This window comes from Methylobacterium sp. J-118, assembly GCF_057836565.1.
The window spans coordinates 3,881,591-3,905,121 of the sequence record NZ_JBYQFA010000001.1; the positions used below are offsets into that span (position 1 = coordinate 3,881,591).

Consider the following 23,531-nt stretch of genomic DNA (forward strand, 5'->3'; position numbering starts at 1 on the left):
CGCTCCCAAAGCCACGTCACCAAACCCGCTATGTGAATCCCGTAGCCTCTGCGGGGGAGGGCAACGGGATTCACGCGTCTCAGTCTGACACCACCACTCTGGAAAAAAGAGCGCTTTTCCCCTCCCCATTTCGGGGAGGGGGTAGGGGTGGGGGTGGTGCAGACGGCACCGCACCGCTCCATCCTGCACCACCCCCACCTCCAACGCCTCCCGCAAGGGGGAGGAGAGAACGTGTCGGCCGGCAATGCGTGAACATCGCAGGCGGGGGAGGGAGGGCGCGTGGCTGTTCCGGACTGACCCATCCGCCGACCGCGCGATCGATCGAAAGGCTCACGGCCTCTCAGCATGAGATCGCGACAGGGAAAGACCGGTCAAACAGCCTCCAAGGTCCGCCCGGTGTCAGCTTCGCCGCGAAATGCCCGGTCCGGATCAAGCCCTCCGGTCTTCGACCTCAACCGAGCCGGACCAAGCGGTCGATCAGCGTCTGGTCGTGCAGCAGCGCCATGCGCTCCCGCGGCGTCAGCCAAGCCTGCGCTTCGCCGACCGTCTCGGCCTCATCGATCTTGGCGGCGGCCAGCGTCCGGTCCGGGTCGATGGCGCCCCGGGGACGGTCGCGGCCGGCCGGCAGCATCCGTGCGTGCGCGTCGGCGAGGCGGGGATCGGCGTGCAGGGCCGCCAGGGCATCGGAGGCGTCGAACGCCTGCGCGGCATTGCGGGCGGCCAGGCCGGCGGCGCGGGTGGCGATCTCCGGCGGCGTAGCCTCCTCCGGCGTGGCGAGCAGGCGCCGCCGCTTGAGCGCGAGGCCGAAGCCGAGCTGGCCGCTCGCCCAGGAGATCGGGATCGCCAGCACGAGGCCCACGATGGTTGGGCTCATCCAGAGGAACAGCGACGTGGCGATCGCGAAGGCCGCGACCCCCGCGACCAGACCCAACACCATGTGCCAGCTATGCCGGGCCACGATATCGCGCAGCGGGATCGAGCCGTCGTCGCGCCGCTGCGGGTTCCAGCCCGTATCGCGCCCGAGCAGGATGTCCATCACCGATCCGGACTGGATCACCATCGCCACCGGGGCCACCAGGGCGGAGAGCAGGATCTCGACGAGGCTCGAAAGGATCAGCCGCCCGCCGCCCCCGCAGGCCCGCCGCACGGGCCCGTCGAGCAGGGCAAGGATCAGGCCGAGCAGCTTCGGCGCCAGCAGCACCGCCATGGTCAGCCCGAACAGTTGCAGCGCGCGGACCGGGTCGAACCGCGGGAAGACCGGCGAGAAGCCGGCGCCGCCGAAATAGTCCGGCCGCTCCGTGGCGGTCTGAAGGACCAGCAGGATACCGACGACGAGTTGGAGCAGCCAGAGCGGCGACGCGAGGTAGCCGGCGATGCCGGTGGCGAAGTGCTGGCGGGTGGCGGCATGCAGGCCGGCCGCCCCGATCACCCGCGCGTGCTGGAGGTTGCCCTGGGCCCAGCGCCGGTCGCGCACCGCCACGTCGATCAGTGAGGGCGGGCTCTCCTCGTAGGAGCCCGGCAGGCGGGGCAGCATGTAGACAGCCCAGCCGGCCCGGCGGATCAAAGCCGCCTCCACGAAGTCGTGCGACAGGATGTGGCCGCCGAAGGGGGGCTTCCCGGGCAGATCGGGCAGGCCGCAGGATTCCGCGAAGGCCCGAGTCCGGATGATGGCGTTGTGGCCCCAGTAATTGCCGCCCCGCCCCGACCAGGCCGAGAGCCCGGCGGCGATCACCGGGCCGTAGATCCGCGCGGCGAATTGCTGGAGCCGGGCGAACAGCGTGTTGCGGTTGATGATCAGCGGCAGCGTCTGGATGATGCCGGCATCCGGGTCCGCCTCCATGGCGGCGGCGAGGGTCACGATCGCCGGGCCGCTCATCAGGCTGTCGGCATCGAGCACGAGCATGTGGTCGTATCGGCCACCCCAGCGGGTGACGAAGTCGCCGATGTTGCCGGCCTTGCGATGGTGGTTCTTCGGCCGGTGGCGATAAGAGAGTCGGGCGTCCGGCCCGAGGCGGTCGCGGAGGTCGAGGAAGGCCCGCTCCTCGGCGATCCAGGCATCGGGCTGCGTCGAATCCGAGAGCACGAACCAGTCGAAGTGCTGCCCCAGCCCGGTGGCTTCCACGGCCTCCCGCATGGCCTCGACCCCCGCGAAGGTCCGGGCCGTCGCCTCGTTGTAGACCGGCATCAGGATCGCGGTCCGGGTCGTCAGCACCGCCGGAACCGCCGCCGCCCGCGGGCGGCGCAGCAGCACCGCGAAGCCGAGCAGCGCGCTGGTGAAGGCCAGCGTGATCCACGAGAAGGTCAAGCAGAACAAAACCACGAGCACCAGCTGGAGCCCGGTCGGGCTGCCCGAGACCGACACGGTCTCGACCATCTGCCAGCCGCCATAGCCGGTGAGCGCCAGCGCGCCGCCGAATACCCAGAGCCGCGCGAGCCAGGGATCGCGCGGCCGGCGCGACGGAATGTGGGCCGCACGCGCGTCCCAGCGCGACAGATCCTGGACCGGCATCGCCAGCGGCGCCTCGGGCGGCAGGCCGGAGCCGGCCTCCCGAGCGGCCGGACCGGGCTGCGCGTCCGGCTGGACCGCGGGCTTGGGCAGGGTGGTCGTCTCGTCCATGCGCACGGCGGAGGCTGATCCTCGGTTTCGGTCAGGGGTCACGGGGTCCAGCGGAACAGCCAAGTCTCGCTGGCCCGGTCTTGTCCGCGCCGGAGCGCGAGGCGCAGCTCGCTGGCCCGCTCACCGCCGGGATCGAGCTCGAACAGGATCCGCAGGGTCTTGCGCGCGGGATACGCATAACGGTCCTGCCGGGTGATCGTCCCGGCCGAGGTGCTGAGATCGACGTCGATGTCCCCGGGGTCCATCACCGCATCCCCCTGGAAATCCACCGCGAACAGGCGGCGGTTGCCGGCGCTGCCATGGCCGCACCGGCTGTCGCTGACGCGGGCGATCCCGGGCGGCAGCGGGTCGGGCCATCCCTTGGACCAGTGCTGCCGGCAGAGGAAGCGCATCTCGCCGCCCTTGGCGAGCGTCGCCTTGGGTCGCCAATAGGCGAAGACGTTCTCGTTGAGTTCGGAATCGCTCGGGATCTCGAGCAGCGTCACGGCGCCCTCGCTCCAATCGTCCAGCGGCTCCAGCCAGAGCGAGGGCCGCTGCTCCCAGTGACGCCTGTCGTCGTCGAAGTCATCGTAGGAACGGGCGCGCTGCATCAGGCCAAAGCCCTTCGGCCCGCGGTCCACGAAGGCCGAGACCTGGAGCGCCTCAGGGTTGTGCACCGGGCGCCAGATCGGCTCGCCGTAGCCGTTGTGGATCGCCAATCCCTCCACCGAGAAGGCGGCGGCGCGCAGGTCGTCGACGCGGCGCCGGTCGAGCGCCCCGAACAGGTAGCTCCCCTGCATGCCGCCGAGACCGATATGGTCGAGGTCGGCGCGGGCGAACACCGTGCCGTCGATCCCGGCCACGGAGGCTTCCCGGCCCGGGGTCAGGGTCAGCTTGAACGCCGCCGTCGCGGAATCCGATTCGGCGAAAGCGTGGACCACGACGGGCTGCCCGGGGGCGGGGGTCTCGATGAACAGCGCCCGGAACAGCGGGAACTCCTCGCCGCGGGCATCCGCCGGCCGCAGGGCGAGGGCCCGGGCGTTGATCCCGAAATCCTGTCCCTCCGCCACCAGGTGGAAGAAGGAGCCGCCCTGGAACAGGGCGAAATCCGCCAGATCGCCGCCGTCGACGAAACGGGCGCGCAGGCGGAAGCCCGAGAAGGCGGCCGCGGCCGGGAGATCCGGCAGGTCCACCCCCGGCGCCGAGAACGCGGTCTTGTCGTAGGACACCGGCTGCACGAGGCCGTTCTCGACCAGGAACAGGGCGACCGGCGTGTCGAAGATCGAGCCGCGCAACAGCGGCTCGAAACTGTAGCCGATGCCCCGATCGGTCCAGATGGCCCGTCCCGCGGCGGGGCGGATCGCCTCGTAGGCGTCCCGGGACAGGTTCTTCAGGGCGGCCGGCAGATCGCCGGATTTCGGGCCGGCAAAGGGCGCCTTGGACCGGGCCCGGGCGAAATCGAGCAGCGTGTTCGCCTCGAAGGCCTCGCCGGCGCCCGGGAGGGCCGGCGCCGTTTCCGGATCGGCCGCGATCGCGTTGCCCGGAAGCGATCCCGCGGCAGCGCCCAGGGCGCTGGCCAGCACGCCGCGGCGGGTCAGGGCAAGGGGCGGTCGGGCGGGGCTTATCATACGGTGGTCGGTCTCTCGTCTCTGAAGCCGTTGCCGACAGCGCGGCACTCCGGTCCGGCCCCGCTTCCGCGTCCTGACGCGTGCCGTGTCCCGAACCGATCGCCGCTCCGGCGGAACGCGCGCTCGGTGCCTGTCTATACACGCGGCCCGGCTGAACCCAGGGTTAAGCGGTCCGCTGATCCGCGCACCTCCGTTGACTTAACGCGAGCCGGCTCTCTAAGTCGGTCGCCTGCATCGAAACGGGGGAGGCGACATGGGTTCGTTGCGAGTCACGGGCCACGGCGTGGATCTCGGCGAGAGTCTGCGCGGCCGCGTCGAGGACCGCATGTCGGCGATACAGGCCAAATACCTCGACTCGCACATGAGTGAAGCCTGCACCGGCCATGTCACGCTGCGGCGGGACGGGTCGGCCTTCCGCACGGATTGCGTGCTGCATCTCGTATCGGGCCTGACCATCGAGGCGAACGGGGTCTCGCACGATGCTCGGTCGAGCTTCGAGCAGACTGCCGAGCGCCTCGAGACGCGGCTGCGCCGCTACAAGCACCGTCTGAAGCAGCACGCAACCGGGTCGACCGACGATGTCGCGGTCGAGGCGGCCTACGCGGTCCTGGCCGCGCCGGACGAGGAGGACGACGAGCCGGCCGACGGGGACGCGCATCCGCCGATCGTCGCGGAGAGCACCCGGACCCTGCAGCGCCGCACCATCGGCGAGGCGGTCACGGCCCTCGACATGACGGGCTCGCCGGTGCTCGTGTTCGTCCATGCTGGCACCGGGCGCATCAACGTCGTATATCGGCGCGGCGATGGCGCAATCGGCTGGGTGGACCCGCTGAACGCCGTCGACTGACGGGGCAGGTCGGGAGGAACGGAGCCGGAACCGGCTTGTTTCCCGGTCGATTGATGTGCGGGGACGCGGCCGAGGCGGCCGTCACTGTTCCTGCAACGAGGCCCGCCCTGACCGGGCGGGCGACGGGGCAACGGTCGTTCGATGCCAGTTCTGGAATTCCTCGACCCCGAGTCGGTCGTGCCGTCGCTGCGCGCGCGGACCAAGAAACAGGTCCTTCAGGACCTCGCGACCCACGCGGCGCGTCGCCTGCCCGTGCTCGGGGAGCGTCCGATCTTCGATACGCTGCTCCAGCGGGAGCGGCTCGGCTCGACCGGCATCGGCGACGGGGTGGCGATTCCCCACGGGAAGCTCCCCGGGCTCGACCGCTTGTTCGGTCTGTTCGCCCGATTCGATCGGCCGGTGGATTTCGAGGCCCTCGACGGACAGCCCGTCGATATCGCGTTCCTGCTGCTGGCCCCGGAAGGCGCCGGCGCCGATCATCTGAAGGCCCTCGCGCAGGTCGCCCGGATCCTGCGGGAGCCCGGCATGCTGGCGCATATCCGGGCGGCCCGGGATGCGGGCGCGCTCTACGCCCTCCTGACCCGCTCCACGGCGCCGCAGGCCGCGTGATGCCCCACCTCCGAATCGCCGCATCCCTCGCGCTGGCCGCGGGGCTGACCGGTCCGGTCCTGGCGCAGGGCGAGACGACCTGCGCGCGCGACCTGCTCGTGGCGCAATCGATGCAGCGGCAGGCCGTCGACCAGCTCGAACAGGCGGACGGAGACGACGCCAAGAACTGCCGGGTCTGGCGCCGCCACGTGGAGACGATGCGCCGGGTCGCGAGCGTCTATGGCCGCTGCCTCTCCGGCTCGGAACGCGGCGAGCGTCTGGCGCAGGTCCAGGGATCGGACCGGGAGTTCTCCGCGGCGATCAAGGCGCATTGCCGCGGCCAATAGGGTGCTCCCCGCGGGACGCGGAGCCCCCGATTCGCCGGCTCAATCCACGTCGCGGGCCGCCAGCGGCTCGGCGACCATCTTCACCGGGATCTTCACGGGCTTGCCGCGCCCGATCAGGACCGCCGCCCGGGACCGTTCCGGATCCGTTTCGAACCGGGTGCGCACCCAGCTGGCCAGGAACTTCACGTATTCGGAGGCCACGAGCCGGGCCGCGGGCGGGCTCCGCCACCACCGGTCGGCGTCGAAGGCTTCGGTGACGACGGGATGCGGCAGGACGCGGTCGCTGTCCTGCAGGGCGTGATCGAGTTCGATCAGCGTCCGCGGCATGTGGTAGTTCGAGGTCACCACCGCCACGGTGCTGAAGCGATGGGCCCGCATCCAGCGCCGGGTCTCGATGGCGTTCCCGATCGTGTTGCGCGCCCGATAATCGAGATCGACGCAGCAGGCGATGAGCGCGCGCTGGGTCGGGTTCAGGCGGGCGATCTCGTCACGGCTGGTGCGCTCGTTCACGCCGGTGATGAGCAGGCGGCGCCCGTAGCCGCCGGCCAGCAGATCGATCGCGTCGCCGATCCGCTGCGCGCCGCCGGTGAGCGCCACGATCCCGTCCACCCGGTCGGACGGCGTCCGCTCGTGCCGGGCGAGCACGCTGACGAAGATCAGGAACCCGGCCAGCAGGGCCACCGCCCCGAGACCCGCCCCGAGGCCGCAGGTCCAGAGCGCGATGCGCCCCCGCTGCCGCGGCTGCGCGGTGCGCGGGCAGCCTCGCTCGTGCCAGGCCCAACCGACGACGTCGGTCGTGAGCGGATCCGATGCGCGCAGCATACGCGTGGTCATCCTCCGGAGGATCGGCGTCGATTGCGGCGGCCCGGAGGCGGCCCGGTCATCCGCCCCCACACCGCGACGATAAGGTTTCCGGATCGTAAACGCGCCCGCCTGGTGACCGCTGTCCACGCCTTCTAACAGCGCGCGGTGTCCCTAGGCCAGGAAGCGGCGCACGGTGATCCGCGAGACCACGCCCGTCACCAGGGACGCGATCACGCCGATCAGGAGGATGCTGGCATAGCCACGCAGACCGATCTGGAAGGCGCCGAACAGGGCCTCGACCTCCTGACCGGCCGGTCCGGACCGCGCGGCCCGGGCCAGGAGCCCTCCGATGACGAAGGCGAGGATCGCCAGGCCGGCCCCGATGGCGCCCCCGCGTAGGCCCAGGCCGAAGAAGCGGCGCTGGAAGGCGCGGGCGATGTAATCGTCGTCCGCGCCGACGAAGTGGAGCACGTCCACCACCTCGCGATTGCTGGCCATCGCGCCCCGCGTGGCGAAGGTCACGGCGAGCCCCGTGGCCACCAGGACGAGGACCACGAGCCCGATCCCGATCCCGACGAAGGCATTGGCCGCGGTCGAGAGCCGCTGAAGCCAGAGGGCGTGGTCGTCGAGGCTGGCGACCCCAGGCAGCGCGTCGAGGAGATGCGTGCGCAGGCGTTTCAGATCGGTGCCCTGGCCGCTCGCGAGCCGCAAGGCGATCAGCCGCGGCACCGGCAGGTCCGAGAGATCGAGCCCGCTGCCGAGCCACGGCTCCAGGAGCCGCTCGGCCTCGGCCTTGGAGAAGACCCGCGTCTCGGCGATGCCCGGCTCGGCTTTGGCGATGCCCGCTGCCCGGGTTACGTCGGCGTCGACGTCGCGCCCGGGACCCGGGCGGATCTGGATCGTGACCTCCTGGGCGACGTCGCCCTGCCACTGGGCGGCGTTCGCCGCCACCATCTCGGCGGCACCGGCGCAGAGCCCCGCCAGGAAGGTGAGGATGGCGATGACCGCCGCCAGGGAGCGCCCCGCCGCCGTGTCGGTCGGCACCAGCGGCGCGTTGCGGCGCAGATTCGCCGGCACGGACGGGACCGGCGGACCGGCGAGGGGCTCGGGCCGGGCCCGCGGGATGGCCTGCGTGCTCATTCCTCGATCCGAAGCCGGCCTTCACCGAGCACCATCCGGCGGGCGTCGACCGCATCCATGATGCCGAAATCGTGGGTGGCGATGATGACCGAGGTCCCGAGCTTGTTCAGTTCCAGGAACAGGCGCAGCAGCCGCCGCCCGAGACCGGGATCGACGTTGCCGGTGGGCTCGTCGGCGAGCAGCAGGTCCGGCCGGGCGATCAGCGCCCGGGCAATGGCGGCGCGCTGCTTCTCCCCGCCGGAGAGGAGCGGCGGCAGGGCGTGCATGCGCTCGCCGAGGCCGACCCAGCGCAGCAGCTCCACCACCTCGGCCCGGTAGCTCGCCTCGGCGCGCCCCTGGACGCGCAGCGGCAGCGCCACGTTCTCGTAGGTGGTGAGATGGTCGAGAAGGCGGAAATCCTGGAAGACGACGCCCATCCGCCGCCGCAGCCCGGTCAGGGCCTTGGCGGAGATGCCGCTCACCTCCTCGCCGAAGATCGAGACGAGGCCTCGGGTCGGCCGCACCGACAGCAGGATCAGGCGCAGCAGCGTCGTCTTGCCGGCCCCCGAAGGACCGGTGAGGAACTGGAAGGAGCGCGGGGCGATGCGAAAGCTCACGTCCGACAGCACCTCCGGCCCGAGACCGTAGCGCATGCCGACATTCTCGAACTGCACCACCGGCCGCTCCGCGCCGGGCAGCAGGCTCTTCATGCTTGCCTGTAGGTTCAAGGCCGTGCCGTGTCTCGCCGATCCCGATACGGGCATCGCCGGAGCGGCGGGCGTTTTCAAGGCCTTCGGACTTTCACGGGCGCTTAACCCTGTTCAGCCACACTTTCTCAGGCGAATTCACTGTCCGGCCGCGGTACGGCCGGTGGATGCGAGTATGGCGCGTATGCTGATCGTCTGCCCGAGTTGCGCGAGCGCCTACCAGATCGACGCCGGAAAGGTCGGCATGGAGGGCCGCTCGGTCCGCTGCGCGGCCTGCCGCGAGACCTGGTTCATCACCCCCGCCGACGTGCTCGCCGGCCACGAAGCCGAACTCGCGGCGGTGGCCGATCCGGCCGCCGACGCGGCCTGGGAAGAGGCGGCCGCCTCGGTGCGGGAGGCCTCCGATCTCCCGACTCCCACGGTCCCGGCCGCAGCCGGGCTGCCGTTCCGCGGGAGAAGACACCGGCTCCGCGGCGGCCTGTCACCATCCCTGGCGGTCGGGCTGACGCTCCTGGCGGCCCTGCCGCTGCTGTGCCTCGCCCGCGTGAGCGTGGTCCGGACGGTCCCGCAGACCGCAGCCCTGTTCGCCCGGATCGGCCTGCCGGTGAACCTGCGCGGCATCGAGATCCGTGACGTCGTGGCGTTCAGCAGCCCCGCCGAGGAGGGCCGTCCGGCCGAACTCGTGGTCGAGGGCGACCTCGTGGGTGTCGCGCGGTCCGATATGCCTGTGGCGCCGCTCCGCGCCGAGATCCGGGACGCCGGCGGTCGCGTGATCCGGACATTCACGGTCAATGCACCGCGGGCGGTGCTGGGCAACGCGGAGGCCGCCCGGTTCCGCGGGACGCTGACCAGCCCGCCCGCCACCGGGCGTTCGGTGGTGTTGCATTTCGCCGGTGCCGAACCGCCGCGCGATGAGGCCCGGGCCGGCCTGGGCAGCCATTGAGGGCATGCGCGCCGGGGTGCGGCGACGCGAGCGCCTGACGGGTCATGACCGAACGATGACGCGTCTCGTCGCGGCGAACGCGCGCGCTCCCAGTTCCCGTCAACAACCGTAATATTGTTTTTCAGATCGACCAATGTATTTGGATCATAATTCGTTTTTACAATCTACGGCAGATTTTTTACAGTGAAAACCGACGACGTGTTGTTCATCAAAGTCTCGGCTGTGATTGATCAAGAGAAATTATTTCAAAATATTTTTGAATAAGCAGCCATCAACCGCTCTGCTTATCCAGACCTTCGTTGCACTGATATTTAATAATTTTCAAGTTTAAGTCCTATAAATTGACCGATTTAAATTTTTGCAACACCGTTGTCCCTCATTGAGCGATATGCGCGGCACATCCCGGCAACTTTGCTTTCCTGTTGCTTGTCGATGTCGGATCTGAAAACCTGGATTTGCAAGCGTGCCAGGGCGTCGTCGCCTATGCCCGATAATGAGGATTGTGGGGGCGATCCATTGTGAGCAGAAAGAAGAAAGTCCCGGTTTCCACCGCCACGACCGACGTGGTCGAGGGAAAACAAGCTTTCGACTATTGGCGCAGCACGATCATGGGCGGGGTCGACGTGACGCCACTTGATTCGGCACTGCCGTTCTCGGCCGGCCGCACGGTCGCCGCCTCGCCCTACGGCGCGATCCTCCACGCGTTCAGCGACGCTTACAAACTCGAGCGGACGGCCCAGCATGTCCGGCGCGACGGGCGCGACGACGTCGGCGTGACGGTGGTCCTGAGCGGCAATGGCTACATCGAGCAGGGCAACAACGGTGCGCTCCTGAAAGCGGGCGACATCGCCTTTCACGCTTGGGAGCGGCCCGGCGGTGGGGGAAACCTGGGGCGCTACGAGGAGTTGCGGCTCACCGTGCCCCGATCCGCGTTCCTCGCGGAGATGGGCGATACGCGCGCATACGGGGGACGCAGGTTCGGTCCGACGCCGCTGAGCGGATTGTTTGTCACCTATCTTCGCGCCTTCGCGTATTCAGTCGCCGACATGTCCGAGGCGGAAACCGGCATCGCCATCGAGGGCGCCCTCCACCTGCTCCGCGGTGCCATCAACGGCGGGGCCGAGCGCGCCGACGGCGAAGAGCTCTCTAGGGACGCGCTACGCTCCCTCGCTCTGGCCCGGATCGAGCGGTGCCTGCACGACCCTGAATTCGGTCCCGACCGCCTGGCCGCAGACCTTCGGATCTCGCGCAGCCGCCTCTACGCGGCCTTTGCCGGGGGGGAGGGGATCGCCGCCAGAATCCGAGATGCGCGCCTCGACCGCGCGCATGATCGGATCGTGATGATGCGGAAGACGGGCATCCGGGTCACGTCGATCATGACCAGTTGCGGCTTCACCGACCCGGCCGCCTTCAGCCGTGCCTTCCGTCGCCGCTTCGGCCTCTCCCCCCGGGAACTCCTCACCCAGGGCGACGGCTGACCGGATCCGGCGCAGTTGCCGGCGGCTCGACCGCGGCGCGCCGGGGTGCTGCCGCGGCTGCGATGGACCGGATCGTTCCGGACAGGGCGAGGCCCAGGCGGATCGCCGCGAGGCCGACCCGCGCGATGCGGATCTGCCGCGGCAGGTGGCGCGGGCCGATGGGGCGGTAGGCGAGCCGCGGACTGGCGCGCTCGGCCTCCGCGATGGCTTGGCCGAGGGGCAGGGTCGCGATCCGATCCGCCTCCGCCGCGCCGATCCCGAGCGTCCGAGCCCAGGCGTGATGGCGGCTGAGCAAGCCCCGGCCGTGCAGCCTTCGGAACCGGCGCCGCCAAAGGTAGCGGCGAACGGCTCGGGCAAACGGTTCCATCCGGGCGTCGCAGAGGGCGTCGGGCTCCTCGCACCGCGCGCGAATCGTGTCGGCGACGCCCCCGGGGGCGCGACCCGTGAGGCGGGCCGAGATGGTCACGCACACGTCGGTGGCGTGGCGAACGCGCAAGCCGCGCGCGATGAGGCGCGCGATGAAGGCACCATCCTCGCCGAGGGGTATCTCCGGCATGCCCCCGACGGCGCGGTAGGCCGCGCGGGTCACCGCCAGCGTCGCGCCGATCGCGGTGCGGTGGCACGGCCAGGGATCGTGCGGGTCCGGGTCGATCCGCGCCTCCGCCTCGGTGATGAGCGCGTCGTAGCGGTCTTCGAGGCGGCCTCGGGCGGGCAGCGACGGCGGCAGCAAGGCCGCCTCGGCGGCATCGAGTTCGACGCGGCCGGCGACCGCGTCGGCCCCCGCCCGGATCGCCGCCCGGTTGCGGGCCACCCAGTCGGGCGGCACCCGGCTGTCGGCGTCGGTGGACAGGATGAGCCCCGCCTGTCCGGCATCGCCGAGCCACTCCGCCGCCGCATCCATGGCGCGACGCCGGGCCCAGCCGGCATGGGCACCCGCAAACTGCTCGACCAGGGCCCGGACCGGGATCGACAGGGTGGGCACGAGCCCGGCGACGATGGCCTCGGTCCGGTCCGTGCAGTTGTTCAGGAACAGGACCAGCCCGAGGCTCCCCGGTTCCAGGCCCGCCTGGGCGTCGATGGCGCGCAGACAGGTCGCGATGCGCTCCTCCTCGTTGCGCACGGGCACCGCCACGATCGCGTCGGGGGTCGTGGCGATGGATGGGCGGTCGCTCGTCACCGGTCGGCTCCGTCGGGCCTGGCCGGGTGAGTCCGGGGCCGCGACGGGGATATGCCCAGGCTTGCCTGAACGAAGCCGGAAGCGTTCCCGTGTCCCGAGGGTATCGGTCGTCCCGCCGAAGAGGGACGCCGGTCAGAGGGTCTTCTCGACCAAGCCTTCGATCCATTCGGGCTGGGTCTCGCCGACGGAGCGCCCGACCTCGGTCGCCCCCTTGTAGGCGATGAGCGTGCTCTGCATCCGCACGTCGAGCCGTTTCAGCATCGCTTTCTGGCTGTCGAAGTCGATGTCGAAGATCTGGAGATCCTTGAACCGCGGGTCCGCCGACAGCTTGGCGAGGATCGGCTTCTGCGTCTTGCAGATGGGACACCAGGGCGCGCTGACTTCGACCAGGATCGGGCGGCCGCTCTGCTGTGCGGCCGCGAAGGCACTCTCCGAGAACGGGATCGTCTCGCCCGCGCGTGACGGACCGGGACCGGCGGTCAGCAGCAAGGCTAGACTGGCCAGTGTGACGACATGACGGCGGCTCTTCATGGTGCGTCTCCCGAATGCCGGACGATCCTTCGTGGGAGCGCGGCTTTGGGGTAGGGTACACCACCGGACCGGAAAGGCCGCGCGGCCCGGCGACGCGGCGCGCGCGAAAGCGGGGGCACCGGATCACATCATCGAGATGGCGGGTCCAAACTGTCCTCCGCCACGAGCGCGGCGATGTCGTTCGCGTCCACCGCATCCATCGGGCGCCGGATCCGCAGGGCCCGGGTCGGTGCGCCCGCCCGCATCACCAGCACGATTGTCTCCATGTCGGGGCAGCCGGGATCTGGGCAGGCGAGTTCGTTCACCGACAGAGTGTCGGTCTCACCGAGGCGCAGGGCCGCGCTCAGCTCCCGCTTCAGCCGGGCCGCGATCTCGGCCCGCTCGGCCGAGCGGGCGCGCCACGCCTTGAGGCTCACGAAAGCCATGTCCGATGCTTTTCCCCGGGGTGGAAGACCGCGGCGCGAGAGTGTTGCGCGGCGTAGAGCCGGTCAAGCGCGGCCCCACGTACGCGACCGGCAACAAAATCGGCCTTGCGTGGTCGTGCCCGGCGCCACCCCGCTGAATTCAGCAGCCCCAGCGGTCTTCCGACTCGACAGTGCGGTGGACGTTCTGCGAGGTGCGCACGAGCGCGCAGAGGATGTGAGATCTTGCGACCCTGGCGGGACGGACCGAACGACCGGCGGAACTACCATCACGGCAACCTGAAGGAGGCGCTCCTCGAGGCTGCGCGCCGCTTCATCGCCGAGCGCGGGATCGGCGGCTTCACGCTGGTGGATGCCGCGCGCCTCGTCGGGGTGACGCCCGCGGCCCTGTATCGGCATTTCCGCGGACGCGAGGCCCTGCTGGAGGAACTCGCCGGGCGGGGCTTCGCCGAACTCGCTGCCCGGCTCGCACGGGCCCTGACCTCGCGCGGTACCCCGCTGGAGCGGTTCACCCGCATGGGCGAAACCTATCTGACCTTCGCCGAAGAGGAGCCGGCCTATTACGCCGCCATCTTCGAGACCCGGGGCCTGTCGTCCGCCGCGGCCGAGCACGACGGTGCGCCGGGTGCCGCAGGCGCCGCCGCTCGGCCGAGCCCCTTCGATCTCCTGGTCGAGGCGCTTCAGGCGACGTTCGCCGATGGGTTCGGAGGCGTCGCACCCCGCTTCATCGCCCTGGAGGTCTGGGCCCTGGCCCACGGCCTCGCGACCCTCTCGGCCGCCGGGCACCTGCCGCGGGGTCCCGGCTTCCCGGACAAGTTCGAACTCCTGCGCGCCGGCGTCCTCGCCCTCGTCCACGGCGTCGCGCGGTCCGGCGAACACGGATCCGGCACCGGACGGCCTTGAAAGGCGTCGTCGGCACCCGCATGTTAACCGCGTTCACATGGACAGCGGAGCACAGCCGTGACCTCTCAGACATCCTCCCCTTGGGCGACCGGCAGGCTTAGCCGGTCCGGTCCGTTCCCGCGCCGTTCGCTGGAGATCGGTGCGATCGTCGTCGGCTTCATCTATTGGTGGCCCGTCGGGCTCGCGCTCGTCGCCTGGAAGATTGCGGGCTACCCGGCCTTCGCCGAGCTGCGCGACACGGCCCGCCGGACGATGTCCGATTTCGGGGATGCGCGGCCGGTCTCCCGCTTCGCCCGGGCGTTCGAGGCGGCGAGCCGCCGCGACGGCACTGGCAACGCGGCCTTCGACGCCTATCGCAGCGCTGAACTCGACCGGCTTGAGGCGCAGCGCCGCGCCCTCGAGGAGGAAAGCCGCGCCTTCGCGGCGTTCGTCGAGGAGCTGAAGCGGGCCAAGGACCGCGAGCAGTTCGACGCCTTCATGGCGAAGCGCCGGACCGAAGGGGGCGAGGGCCGTACGGTCTGATACCGCACTCTCTCCCGAGCCGTTCCCAGATACCGATCACCGAGGGGACCAGCCATGTTCCGCCGGAGGACCGGATCGCCGAGAACCGAACCTCCGGCGACGGGGCCGGATGACTCCTTCTGATGCGGCTGCCGGGGGGCAAAAGGCGCCCGGCAGCCGCTCGTGTCAGGCGGCCCGGATGTTGGCCAGGAAGCGGTCGATCTCGGCCGTGAGATGCTCGGACTGGCGCGACAGCTCCGAGGCGGCGCCGAGGACCTGGCCCGCCGCCCGTCCGGTCTCCTCCGCCGCTCCGGCGACACCGACGATGTTGCTGGTCACCTCGCCGGTGCCCTGCGCCGCCTGGCCGACGTTGCGCACGATCTCCTGCGTGGCCGCGCCCTGCTCCTCCACCGCCGCCGCAATCGAGGTCGCCACGGTGTCGATCTCGCGGATGCGCGCGGTGATCGTGCCGATCGCGGTGACCGCCTGACCCGTGGAGGCCTGGACCCGGCCGATCTGGCCGGAGATCTCCTCGGTGGCCTTGGCGGTCTGTTCGGCCAGCGCCTTCACCTCGGAGGCGACCACCGCGAAGCCGCGTCCTGCCGCGCCGGCCCGCGCGGCCTCGATCGTGGCGTTGAGCGCCAGCAGGTTGGTCTGCCCGGCAATCGACGAGATCAGCCCGACCACGTCGCCGATGCGCGCCACCGCGCCGCTCAACTCCAGCACCAGCGCCCCGGTCTGATCGGCCTCGCCGACCGCCGCCTGGGCGAGCCGGGTCGAGCCGTCCACCTGCCGGCCGATCTCCTGGACGGAGGAACCGAGTTCCTCGGCGGCGGCCGCGACGGTGTTGACGTTGGTCCCGGCCTCCTCGGCGGCGGCAGCGACGGCGATGGACTGGGCGGAGGTCTGGCTGGCCATGGACGACATCGCGCTGGCCGTGGCCTGCAATTCGGTGGCGGAGGCCGAGACCTGCCCGATGATGCCGCCGACCGCGGCCTCGAACCGGTCCGCCATCTGCCGCATGCCGAGCTTGCGCTGCTCTTCGGCGGCGTGGCGCGCCTCAGCGGCCTCGGCCTCCAGCGCGCGGCTGCGGATCAGGTTGTCCTTGAACACCTGCACGGCGGCCGCCATCGCGCCGACCTCGTCGCGGCGGTCCCGGAACGGCACGTCCGTCCCGGTCTCACCGCCGGCGAGCCGCGACATCGCCCCGGTCATGGCCTGGATCGGCCGAGAGATGTAAAGGAGGCCGAACCCCGCCGCCGCCAGCGCCGAGGCGATGGCCAGACCGATCCCGATCTTCGCCGTGACGGTGGCCGCGTTCGCACTTGCCATCGCGGCATCCGCGTCGCGGGACGCCGTCTGTCCGTCATGCGCGACCAAGCGCGCCAACAGGGCGCGGGCATCATCATACAACACCACGACATTTGGCTCGACCAACAGCTTCACAGCATCCTGCTGTTGCCCTGATCCCATGAGGCGGCGGGCATCGCCGTCCACCTGCTCGAACTTGCTCCAGGACGCCGCGAAGGCATCGTAGAGCGTCCGCTCCTCCGGCGTGCTGATCAGAGGTTCATACGTGCGGCGTGCCGCCCGCAGGCGTGTGTGTGTTTCGGCGAGGCTGGTCTCGTTTTTCGCCCGGTTTTCCGGCGTGTCCGACAACAGGATCAGGCGGTACTGTTTGATGCGAACTTCGGAGGCCGCCACCTCGATCGCGCTGATCTTCTCGACGGACGGCAGCCAGTTCGTGGCGAGCGCCGTGGTCGATTGGCGGATCGCGGCGGCGTCGCGGAGCGACAGGACACCCTGTCCTGCCGCGATGAGTGCCATCAGGCCGAAGAGGATCGTCAGAATCGTCTTGAGAGATAGATTCAGGTGCATAGCTCGCTCTGATCTCGGTTCAGGGGCGGGGCGTTCGGGCGCAGCAGGACAAAGCAGTTCGCCCCAGTTAGGCCATGCGATACGATCAGCAAGCCGAAGGATCACCTATTGTTAGATTGATTGACAGTAATAGAAAATCCTTTTGAAGCTTATTTGTAACAGGATTTTTACATGAAAACGTATATTTTTTAGTCGATTATAATTATAAAACAACTTAATAAGATTGTATTATTAATAAAATTATTCCTTAGAAAAGTTAAAATCTGTCATTTTGTGCGGAGGGCGACGATTTTTGGTCAGTCCTGCCCATTTTCGATCATACATTTGCATAGAGATCACAAACCAGACCTGGAAAATGGCTCTGCAATAGCCTGAGAAATTGATCTTTCCAACACGCCCTGATCTTCGGTGCCAATCTTTCTGCACGGCCGTACGGCCGGCCCTGAAACCGCGGATGCGGAGACCGGCCCGTATCCGGAAGGCCGACCGGATCCGGGTCGATTGCCGCTTCCACCGACGGATCAGCCCGCCCGGATGGTCCAACTCGGAAGTTGCACCCCGGCCCGGGGTCCTGCATTCCTCGGTGGCCGAGGCGGAGGGTTGGGCCATGCCGATGGGTCGGGTCACCGTGGTGGATCACCCGCTTGTGCAGCACAAGCTCACATACCTGCGCGACAAGAACCGCTCGACCAAGGGCTTTCGTCAGATCCTGAACGAGATCGGTATGCTCCTGGCCTACGAGGTGACGCGGGACCTGCCGCTGGAGCCGGTGACCATCGAGACGCCGTTGCAGCCGATGGAGGGCCGGCAGATCCAGGGGAAGAAGCTGGTGCTGGCGCCGATCCTGCGCGCCGGGGTCGGGTTCCTCGACGGGATGCTGTCGCTCGTCCCCTCGGCGCGGGTCGCCCATATCGGGCTCTACCGGGATCCGGACACGCTGGAGGCGGTGGAGTATTACTTCAAGGCTCCGTCGGATCTCGCCGACCGGACGGTGCTGGTCCTCGACCCGATGCTGGCCACCGCCAACTCGGCGATCGCAGCCCTCGACCTGCTGAAGGCCCGGGGGGCGTCGGACCTGCGCTTCGTCTGCCTTCTGGCGGCTCCGGAGGGCCTCACCAAGTTCCAGGGGGCCCATCCCGACGTACCGATCTGGACCGCGGCCATCGACAGCCACCTGAACGATCACGGCTACATCGTTCCCGGGCTCGGCGATGCGGGGGATCGGATGTACGGTACGCGGTGAACTGGCGGAGCGCTCCGTCCGGCCCGCAATCGAAACATGTCGCGCCGTCAGGCGCACCGGGAGACGGCAGCATGCTGGGCTGGGATGTCGACCGCGATGCCATGACGGCGCCCGCCGTCGCGCGCAACCGCGATGCGGTCCTCGCCGTCCTGCGCCGGGTCCTGCCGGCGCGGGGCACTGTGCTGGAGATCGCCAGCGGCTCCGGCGAGCATGCGGTCTACATCGCCGCGGCGCTGCCGGCCCTCACGTGGCTGCCGAGCGATCCCGATCCGGAGGCCCGGCGCAGCATCGCGGCGCATGTCCGCCGGGCCGGGGCCACCAACATCCTGCCGCCGCTCGATCTCGACGCGCGCGCGGCCTCGTGGGCGGTCGGCCGCGTCGACGCCATCGTCTGCATCAACATGATCCACATCGCGCCCTGGGCGGCGACCGAGGGGCTGATGGCCGGGGCCGGACGCATCCTGACGGAGGACGGACTCCTGTTCCTCTACGGACCGTTCCGGGAAGACGGCCGGCACAGCGCGGACAGCAACGCCGATTTCGACGCCTCCCTGCGCGCGCGCGATCCGGACTGGGGCGTACGTGATCGCGAAGCGGTCGCGGTCGAGGCCGCACGCCATGGGTTGGCCGTCACCGAGCGGGTGGCGATGCCGGCGAACAATCTGAGCTTGGTCGTCCGGCGCGTGAGAAGCTGACGCGGCATTCGTCACGCGTCTGCGCGCCTGCACATTGAATTCAGCCGGACGAATGTTGCACACTCCGCCCGTGAACCCGATGCGACGGCAGAAGCCGCACGGGCGCCAGGAGGAAGCCCATGCCGATGGAACGCAGCCTTTCGAGCCGGGCCCTCGCCCTGCTCGCAATCGCCGGATTGACGGGAGCGGGCCCGGCGCGCGCCGCCGACCCGATCCGGATCGGGGTGATCGCCGAGGCGCAATCGGTGGTCGGCGCCTCGATCCCGCAGGCCGTGCAGCTCGCCGCCGACGAGATCAACGCCAAGGGCGGGGTCGACGGCCGGCAGATCCAGGTCGTGACCTACGACGACAAGAGCTCCGCCTCCGACGCGGTGCGCGCCTTCCAGCGGGCGGTCTCCGAGGACAAGGTCAACCTCGTCATCGCCAGCTACGTTTCCGAGGTGGTGCTGGCGCTGATGCCCTGGGCCGCCCGGCTCAAGACCCCGATGATCACCCCCGGGGCCGCATCGAACGAGATCAGCCTCGCCGTTCACAAGGACTACGCGCGCAACAAGTACACTTTTCACGGCTACCTGACCTCGGCGGCCCTGGCGCAGTCGATCTGCGACTCCACGAAGGACATGCTCCTCGACCTGATGAAGGTGAAGACCGCGGCGATCATGAGCGAGGACGCGGCCTGGACCCGGCCCCTCGACGTCGGATACGAGAAGTGCCTGCCCGAGATCGGCGTCAAGGTCGTCGATCACATCCGCTTCTCGCCGGACACGGGCGACTTCACGCCGATCTACAACAAGATCGAGGCGGCCAAGCCCGACCTGATCGTCACGGGCATCTCGCATGTCGGGGTCCAGCCGACGGTGCAGTGGCAGAACCAGCAGGTGCCGCTCGCCATGACCGGCATGAACTCCCAGGCGACCTCCTCGACCTTCTGGTCCAACACCAACGGCGCCACGCAGGGGGTGATCTTCCAGAGCATCGCGGTGCCGGGGGCCGCGATCACCGGGAAGTCGCTCGGCTTCAGCGAGGCGTTCAAGAAGCGCTTCGGCAGCGACCCGTCCTATGCCGGCTACATGGCCTACGATCAGGTCTACTACACCGCCGAGGCGGTGAAGCGCGCCGGCTCCACGGAGGCCGACAAGCTGGTCGACGCTCTCGAGAAGACCGACTGGGAAGGCACCGTCGGGCGCACGCAATTCTACGGCACGGACGATCCCTTCACCCACTCGATCAAGTACGGGACGGGCTTCGTGACCGGCCTGATGGCGCAGTGGCAGGACGGCAAGCAGGTCGCGATCTGGCCGAAGGGCCTGGCTCAGGGCCAGATCGTGCTGCCCGCCGCGGTCAAGGCTGCGGCGCGGTAGAGCCACGTCCCGAACGGTGGCCACCGGCTTTTAGAAAATGGCGATGCTGATCGGACAGCGAGCGCATCGTGCCGGTTCCGATATCCGGTACGATGCGCGAGCCGTCGCTCCACACGCATCCGCGCGCCCGGCGGCCCCACGGCTTGCCAAGCGCGCCCCTTGCCGCAAGTAGAGCCGCACCGCGGCGGCATCGACGCGGGCGAGATGACACGCGCGGAGAGGATTTCGTCGATGGTGAGCACCGATCTGCCCGGGACCATGCGCCAGATCCGCTACGCGGGCTCCGGCGGTCCGGAGGTGATCACCCTCGAGACGGCCCCGGTCCCGAGCCCGGGGCCCGGTCAGGTGCTGATCGAGGTTGTGGCCGCGGGGGTAAACCGGCCCGATGTCGCGCAGCGGGCCGGGGTCTACCCGCCGCCGCCCGGCGCCACCGAGGTCCCTGGCCTCGAAGTCGCGGGCCGCATCGTCCGGCTCGGCCCCGATGTCACGGGGTTGTCGATCGGCGACGAAGTCTGCGCCCTTGTGATCAGCGGCGGCTACGCCGAGTTCGCCGTGGCCGAAGCCGCCCATTGCCTGCCGCGCCCGAGGGCCGTCCCCCTGGCCGACGCGGGCGGGCTGCCCGAGACCTTCTTCACCGTCTACTCGAACGTGGTCCAGCGGGGCCGGCTCGCCTCCGGGGAGAGCTTCCTCGTCCATGGCGGGTCGAGCGGCATCGGCGCGACGGCGATCCAGATCGCCAAGCATGTCGGTGCCCGGGTCTTCGCCACCGCCGGCTCGGCCGAGAAGTGTCGCTTCTGCGAGGATCTCGGGGCCGACGCGGCAATCGACTACAAGCAGGCGGATTTCGCCGAGGAGATCAAGCGGCTGACCGATGGACGCGGCGTCGACGTCATCCTCGACATGATCGGCGCCAGCTATCTGGCCCGCAACCTCAAGTCCCTGGCGCAGGATGGGCGCCTCGTGATGATCGCGCTGATGGGGGGCTACAAGGTCGACGGCCTGAACATCACCCCGATCATGCGCAACCGCCTGACCTTCACCGGCTCGACGCTCCGGCCGCGCTCGAAGGCCGACAAGGCCGCGATCGCCGAGGGCCTGCGGCGGGATATCTGGCCCGCGCTCGAAGCCGGGCGCATCCGCACGGTGACGCACGCCACCTTCCCGCTGGAGCGGGCCCAGGAGGCGCATGCGCTCATGGAATCGAGCGCCCATCTCGGCAAGATCCTGCTGAGCACCGGGCGTTGACCGTCCGGAACACAGGAACCGGCTTCCTCGGCTTCGCGTTGGCGGCCGGTAACGGGAACGTGTTGCAGACCGCGCTTCCGCGGGTTGCGTCCCGCCGATGAAGGTTGGTGCAGATGGCCGAGAGATTGAACCCGCAGGACAGCCGGCAGGGCGAGCGCGGCGAGACCGTGCTGTGGGTGCTGGTCGCGAGCCTCGTCCTTCTGGCGATCGCCACGGTGGGTCTGTTGACCTGGAACGGGGCGAATGCGCCCAAGGATTACGCCAGCCAGAGCCAGGATGCGTCGCGCCGTGAGGTGACGGGCTCGGTCAGCGGCCAGGCCGGCGGTTCCTCATCCGCGAACAGCACCGGCGTGCCGGGCGGCAACCCGTCCTACCCGCAGCCGGCTCAGCCGGGTGCGAATGGCGGAGCGGCGAAGTAAGCCGCCGCGCGGGGCGGCCGTCGGCGCCGCCCCGAACACCGCTCGCTCAGCGCGTCGGGACGGGGGTCGGCCCACGGTAGTCGTAGAACCCGCGCTTGGCCTTCCGGCCGAGCCAGCCGGCCTCGACATATTTCACCAGTAGCGGACAGGGACGGTACTTCGAATCCGCCAGCCCCTCGTACAGGACCTGCATCACCGACAGGCAGGTATCGAGGCCGATGAAGTCGGCGAGCTGCAGCGGACCCATCGGATGGTTCGCGCCGAGTTTCATCGCGGTATCGATCGACTCCACCGATCCGACGCCCTCGTAGAGGGTATAGATCGCCTCGTTGATCATCGGCAGCAGGATGCGGTTGACGATGAAGGCCGGAAAGTCCTCCGACATCGTCGAGGTCTTGCCAAGCTTGGCGATGAACGCCTTGGCCGCCTCGTAGGTTGTGTCTTCCGTGGCGATGCCGCGGATCAGCTCGACGAGCTGCATCAACGGCACCGGGTTCATGAAATGGATGCCGATAAACTTCTCGGGCCGGTCCGTGGCGGCGGCGAGCCGCGTGATCGAGATCGACGAGGTGTTGGTCGCTACCAGGGCTTCCGGGCGCAGCGACGCGCACAGCGACGAGAAGATCTCGCGCTTCGTGGCCTCGTTCTCGGTCGCGGCCTCGATGACGAGGTCGCAGGGGCCGAGCGCGTCGAAGTCCCGGGCCGGCAGGATGCGGGCCTTGGCCGCGCGGCTGTCTTCCTCGGAGAGGCTACCCTTCGAAACCAAACGGGCGAGGTTGCCCTCGATCATACCCAGTCCGTTATCGAGCCGGGTCGAGTCGCGATCATTCAGCAGGACGTCGAGACCGGCCGAAGCGCAGACCTGCGCGATGCCGCTGCCCATCTGGCCCGCGCCGATGATGCCGACCCGCTTGATCTCCATACTCATTGACCGACCTGTGCCCCTGATGCCGATGCCCGGCCGTGCGACTCGACGGATGCGCCAAGACGACGGCACGTTGTCCTGCCGTCGCTGTCTTGTAGACCAATCACCGACGCGGAAGGAACCCGCGAGGTCGCATGATACAGGCATACCGGTTCAGTGCGACCGCCGGGGTAGACCCGGCCGTTACTGACCCTTCGCTTTTCCGATCTCCGATTGCAGTTCCGGCACCACCTGGAACAGGTCGCCGACCAGCCCGTAATCGGCGACCTGGAAGATCGGTGCGTCCTCGTCCTTGTTGATGGCCACGATGACCTTCGAGTCCTTCATGCCGGCGAGGTGTTGGATCGCGCCCGAGATCCCCACCGCCACGTAGAGGTCCGGCGCCACCACCTTACCGGTCTGGCCGACCTGCCAGTCGTTGGGGGCATAGCCTGCATCCACGGCGGCGCGGGAGGCGCCTACCGCCGCACCGAGGCTGTCGGCGAGCGGCTCGATCAGGGCGTGGAATTTCTCCGAGGAGCCGAGCGACCGGCCGCCCGACACGATGATCCGCGCGGCCGCCAGTTCCGGACGATCGGACTTGGCGATCTCCTCGCCCTTGAAGCTCGACCCGCCCGCCTCCGCGGCGGAGGCCGAGACGGGCTCGACCGGCGCCGCCGCGCCGCCCTCGGCCGCGGCCTTGAACGCCGCGGTGCGCACGGTGATCACCCGCTTGCCCGCGGGCGCCTGCACGGTCTGGATCGCGTTGCCCGCGTAGATCGGCCGCTCGAACGTATCGGGCGCGACCACCCTGATGATGTCTGAGATCTGCGCGACGTCGAGCAGGGCTGCGACCCGCGGCAGCACGTTCTTCCCGGTGGTCGAAGCCGAGGCGATGATGGTCTCGTAGGGCTCGGCGACCGCGACGATCAGGGCCGAGACCGGCTCGGCGAGGTCGTGGTCGTAGACCGCGTCCTCCGCGACCAGCACCTTCTCGACGCCATCGAGCTTGGCCGCAGCCTCGGCCACCGCCTTCGCTCCGGAGCCCAGGACCAGGGCGTGGACCGGCGCGCCGATATCCCTGGCAGCCGTCAGCGCCTTCAGCGTCCCGTCCTTGATCTGGCCGTTGCCGTGCTCGACGAAGAGGAGTGTCGTCATGGTCGTCTCGAGTCCTCGAAGTGGGGGGCGCGGGGCT

At 69.4% G+C, this 23,531-nt stretch carries 23 protein-coding genes; 12 read left to right on the forward strand and 11 right to left on the reverse strand.

Translation table 11 applies throughout. The annotated features are described in order from the left end of the window. Positions 1-451 precede the first annotated feature (451 nt). Both mdoH and AC3IF3_RS18850 read right to left on the reverse strand, forming a co-directional pair. Positions 452-2,617: a glucans biosynthesis glucosyltransferase MdoH gene (gene mdoH / locus AC3IF3_RS18845; protein ID WP_489231337.1), complete on the reverse strand. Its 2,166-nt coding sequence runs from the start codon at positions 2,615-2,617 to the stop codon at positions 452-454. 38 nt (positions 2,618-2,655) lie between these two features. Next, complete coding sequence (locus AC3IF3_RS18850) at positions 2,656-4,224, reverse strand: glucan biosynthesis protein D (protein WP_489229873.1); 1,569 nt, start codon at positions 4,222-4,224, stop codon at positions 2,656-2,658. A gap of 253 nt (positions 4,225-4,477) precedes the next feature. Between AC3IF3_RS18850 and AC3IF3_RS18855 the strand changes: the two genes are divergently transcribed. The 3 genes from AC3IF3_RS18855 (at position 4,478) to AC3IF3_RS18865 (ending at position 6,006) form a co-directional block, all read left to right on the forward strand. Beyond that, a complete protein-coding gene (locus AC3IF3_RS18855) occupies positions 4,478-5,071 on the forward strand; it encodes a ribosome hibernation promotion factor (protein WP_489229875.1) in 594 nt (197 codons plus the stop codon). Between the two features lie 141 nt (positions 5,072-5,212). Continuing rightward, on the forward strand, positions 5,213-5,680 hold the full coding sequence (ptsN, locus tag AC3IF3_RS18860; protein ID WP_243971277.1) for a PTS IIA-like nitrogen regulatory protein PtsN: 468 nt from the start codon (positions 5,213-5,215) through the stop codon (positions 5,678-5,680). Then, a complete protein-coding gene (locus AC3IF3_RS18865) occupies positions 5,680-6,006 on the forward strand; it encodes a hypothetical protein (RefSeq protein ID WP_489229877.1) in 327 nt (108 codons plus the stop codon). Before ptsN ends, AC3IF3_RS18865 begins: the two co-directional genes overlap by 1 nt. A gap of 39 nt (positions 6,007-6,045) precedes the next feature. Here the strand turns inward: AC3IF3_RS18865 and AC3IF3_RS18870 are convergent, their stop codons facing one another. From AC3IF3_RS18870 to ftsE, 3 genes are all read right to left on the reverse strand, one after another. Then, positions 6,046-6,828, reverse strand: a complete 783-nt coding sequence (locus tag AC3IF3_RS18870; protein ID WP_489229878.1) for a YdcF family protein — start codon at positions 6,826-6,828, stop codon at positions 6,046-6,048. 153 nt (positions 6,829-6,981) lie between these two features. Next, positions 6,982-7,950, reverse strand: coding sequence for a cell division protein FtsX (locus AC3IF3_RS18875; protein ID WP_489229879.1), 969 nt, complete (start codon positions 7,948-7,950; stop codon positions 6,982-6,984). After that, positions 7,947-8,639, reverse strand: a complete 693-nt coding sequence (gene ftsE / locus AC3IF3_RS18880) for a cell division ATP-binding protein FtsE (protein ID WP_043380143.1) — start codon at positions 8,637-8,639, stop codon at positions 7,947-7,949. Before ftsE ends, AC3IF3_RS18875 begins: the two co-directional genes overlap by 4 nt. Before the next feature lie 181 nt (positions 8,640-8,820). Between ftsE and AC3IF3_RS18885 the strand changes: the two genes are divergently transcribed. Both AC3IF3_RS18885 and AC3IF3_RS18890 read left to right on the forward strand, forming a co-directional pair. Continuing rightward, positions 8,821-9,579 carry a zinc-ribbon domain-containing protein gene (locus tag AC3IF3_RS18885; RefSeq protein WP_489231338.1) on the forward strand — a complete coding sequence of 253 codons (759 nt, stop codon included), beginning with the start codon at positions 8,821-8,823 and terminating at the stop codon, positions 9,577-9,579. A gap of 500 nt (positions 9,580-10,079) precedes the next feature. Then, positions 10,080-11,057 (forward strand): helix-turn-helix domain-containing protein, encoded by a 978-nt coding sequence (locus AC3IF3_RS18890; protein ID WP_489229880.1) that lies wholly within the window; start codon positions 10,080-10,082, stop codon positions 11,055-11,057. On the opposite strand, the gene AC3IF3_RS18895 is transcribed toward AC3IF3_RS18890, so the two are convergent. The 3 genes from AC3IF3_RS18895 to AC3IF3_RS18905 all read right to left on the reverse strand — a co-directional run bounded on the left by AC3IF3_RS18895 (position 11,038) and on the right by AC3IF3_RS18905 (position 13,190). Beyond that, positions 11,038-12,234, reverse strand: coding sequence for a glycosyltransferase family 2 protein (locus AC3IF3_RS18895; RefSeq protein ID WP_489229881.1), 1,197 nt, complete (start codon positions 12,232-12,234; stop codon positions 11,038-11,040). The two genes, AC3IF3_RS18890 and AC3IF3_RS18895, sit on opposite strands and share 20 nt — an antisense overlap. A 132-nt stretch (positions 12,235-12,366) precedes the next feature. Beyond that, positions 12,367-12,765 carry a thioredoxin family protein gene (locus AC3IF3_RS18900; protein ID WP_489229882.1) on the reverse strand — a complete coding sequence of 133 codons (399 nt, stop codon included), beginning with the start codon at positions 12,763-12,765 and terminating at the stop codon, positions 12,367-12,369. A 128-nt stretch (positions 12,766-12,893) separates the two neighbouring features. Next, on the reverse strand, positions 12,894-13,190 hold the full coding sequence (locus tag AC3IF3_RS18905; RefSeq protein ID WP_489229883.1) for a hypothetical protein: 297 nt from the start codon (positions 13,188-13,190) through the stop codon (positions 12,894-12,896). A gap of 222 nt (positions 13,191-13,412) precedes the next feature. Here AC3IF3_RS18905 and AC3IF3_RS18910 point away from each other — a divergent pair, with 222 nt between their 5' ends. Beyond that, on the forward strand, positions 13,413-14,090 hold the full coding sequence (locus AC3IF3_RS18910) for a TetR/AcrR family transcriptional regulator (protein ID WP_243971261.1): 678 nt from the start codon (positions 13,413-13,415) through the stop codon (positions 14,088-14,090). A gap of 57 nt (positions 14,091-14,147) precedes the next feature. Continuing rightward, positions 14,148-14,612 carry a DUF2852 domain-containing protein gene (locus AC3IF3_RS18915; RefSeq protein WP_243971259.1) on the forward strand — a complete coding sequence of 155 codons (465 nt, stop codon included), beginning with the start codon at positions 14,148-14,150 and terminating at the stop codon, positions 14,610-14,612. Between the two features lie 165 nt (positions 14,613-14,777). Here the strand turns inward: AC3IF3_RS18915 and AC3IF3_RS18920 are convergent, their stop codons facing one another. Next, positions 14,778-16,469: a methyl-accepting chemotaxis protein gene (locus AC3IF3_RS18920; RefSeq protein WP_489229885.1), complete on the reverse strand. Its 1,692-nt coding sequence runs from the start codon at positions 16,467-16,469 to the stop codon at positions 14,778-14,780. 607 nt (positions 16,470-17,076) lie between these two features. On the opposite strand from AC3IF3_RS18920, the gene upp reads away from it, so the two are divergent. The 5 genes from upp (at position 17,077) to AC3IF3_RS18945 (ending at position 21,432) form a co-directional block, all read left to right on the forward strand. Next, positions 17,077-17,712: a uracil phosphoribosyltransferase gene (upp, locus tag AC3IF3_RS18925; protein ID WP_243967526.1), complete on the forward strand. Its 636-nt coding sequence runs from the start codon at positions 17,077-17,079 to the stop codon at positions 17,710-17,712. 71 nt (positions 17,713-17,783) lie between these two features. Continuing rightward, entirely contained in the window at positions 17,784-18,407 is a 624-nt protein-coding gene (locus AC3IF3_RS18930; protein ID WP_489229886.1) for a DUF938 domain-containing protein, read from the forward strand. Between the two features lie 119 nt (positions 18,408-18,526). Further along, a complete protein-coding gene (locus AC3IF3_RS18935; RefSeq protein WP_489229888.1) occupies positions 18,527-19,768 on the forward strand; it encodes an ABC transporter substrate-binding protein in 1,242 nt (413 codons plus the stop codon). A 231-nt stretch (positions 19,769-19,999) separates the two neighbouring features. Continuing rightward, positions 20,000-21,013 carry an NAD(P)H-quinone oxidoreductase gene (locus AC3IF3_RS18940; RefSeq protein ID WP_489229889.1) on the forward strand — a complete coding sequence of 338 codons (1,014 nt, stop codon included), beginning with the start codon at positions 20,000-20,002 and terminating at the stop codon, positions 21,011-21,013. 113 nt (positions 21,014-21,126) lie between these two features. Further along, positions 21,127-21,432 carry a hypothetical protein gene (locus tag AC3IF3_RS18945; RefSeq protein ID WP_489229890.1) on the forward strand — a complete coding sequence of 102 codons (306 nt, stop codon included), beginning with the start codon at positions 21,127-21,129 and terminating at the stop codon, positions 21,430-21,432. 46 nt (positions 21,433-21,478) lie between these two features. On the opposite strand, the gene AC3IF3_RS18950 is transcribed toward AC3IF3_RS18945, so the two are convergent. Then, positions 21,479-22,360 carry a 3-hydroxybutyryl-CoA dehydrogenase gene (locus tag AC3IF3_RS18950; protein ID WP_243973871.1) on the reverse strand — a complete coding sequence of 294 codons (882 nt, stop codon included), beginning with the start codon at positions 22,358-22,360 and terminating at the stop codon, positions 21,479-21,481. 180 nt (positions 22,361-22,540) lie between these two features. Beyond that, positions 22,541-23,494 (reverse strand): electron transfer flavoprotein subunit alpha/FixB family protein, encoded by a 954-nt coding sequence (locus AC3IF3_RS18955; RefSeq protein WP_489229891.1) that lies wholly within the window; start codon positions 23,492-23,494, stop codon positions 22,541-22,543. Between the last annotated feature and the right edge of the window lie 37 nt (positions 23,495-23,531).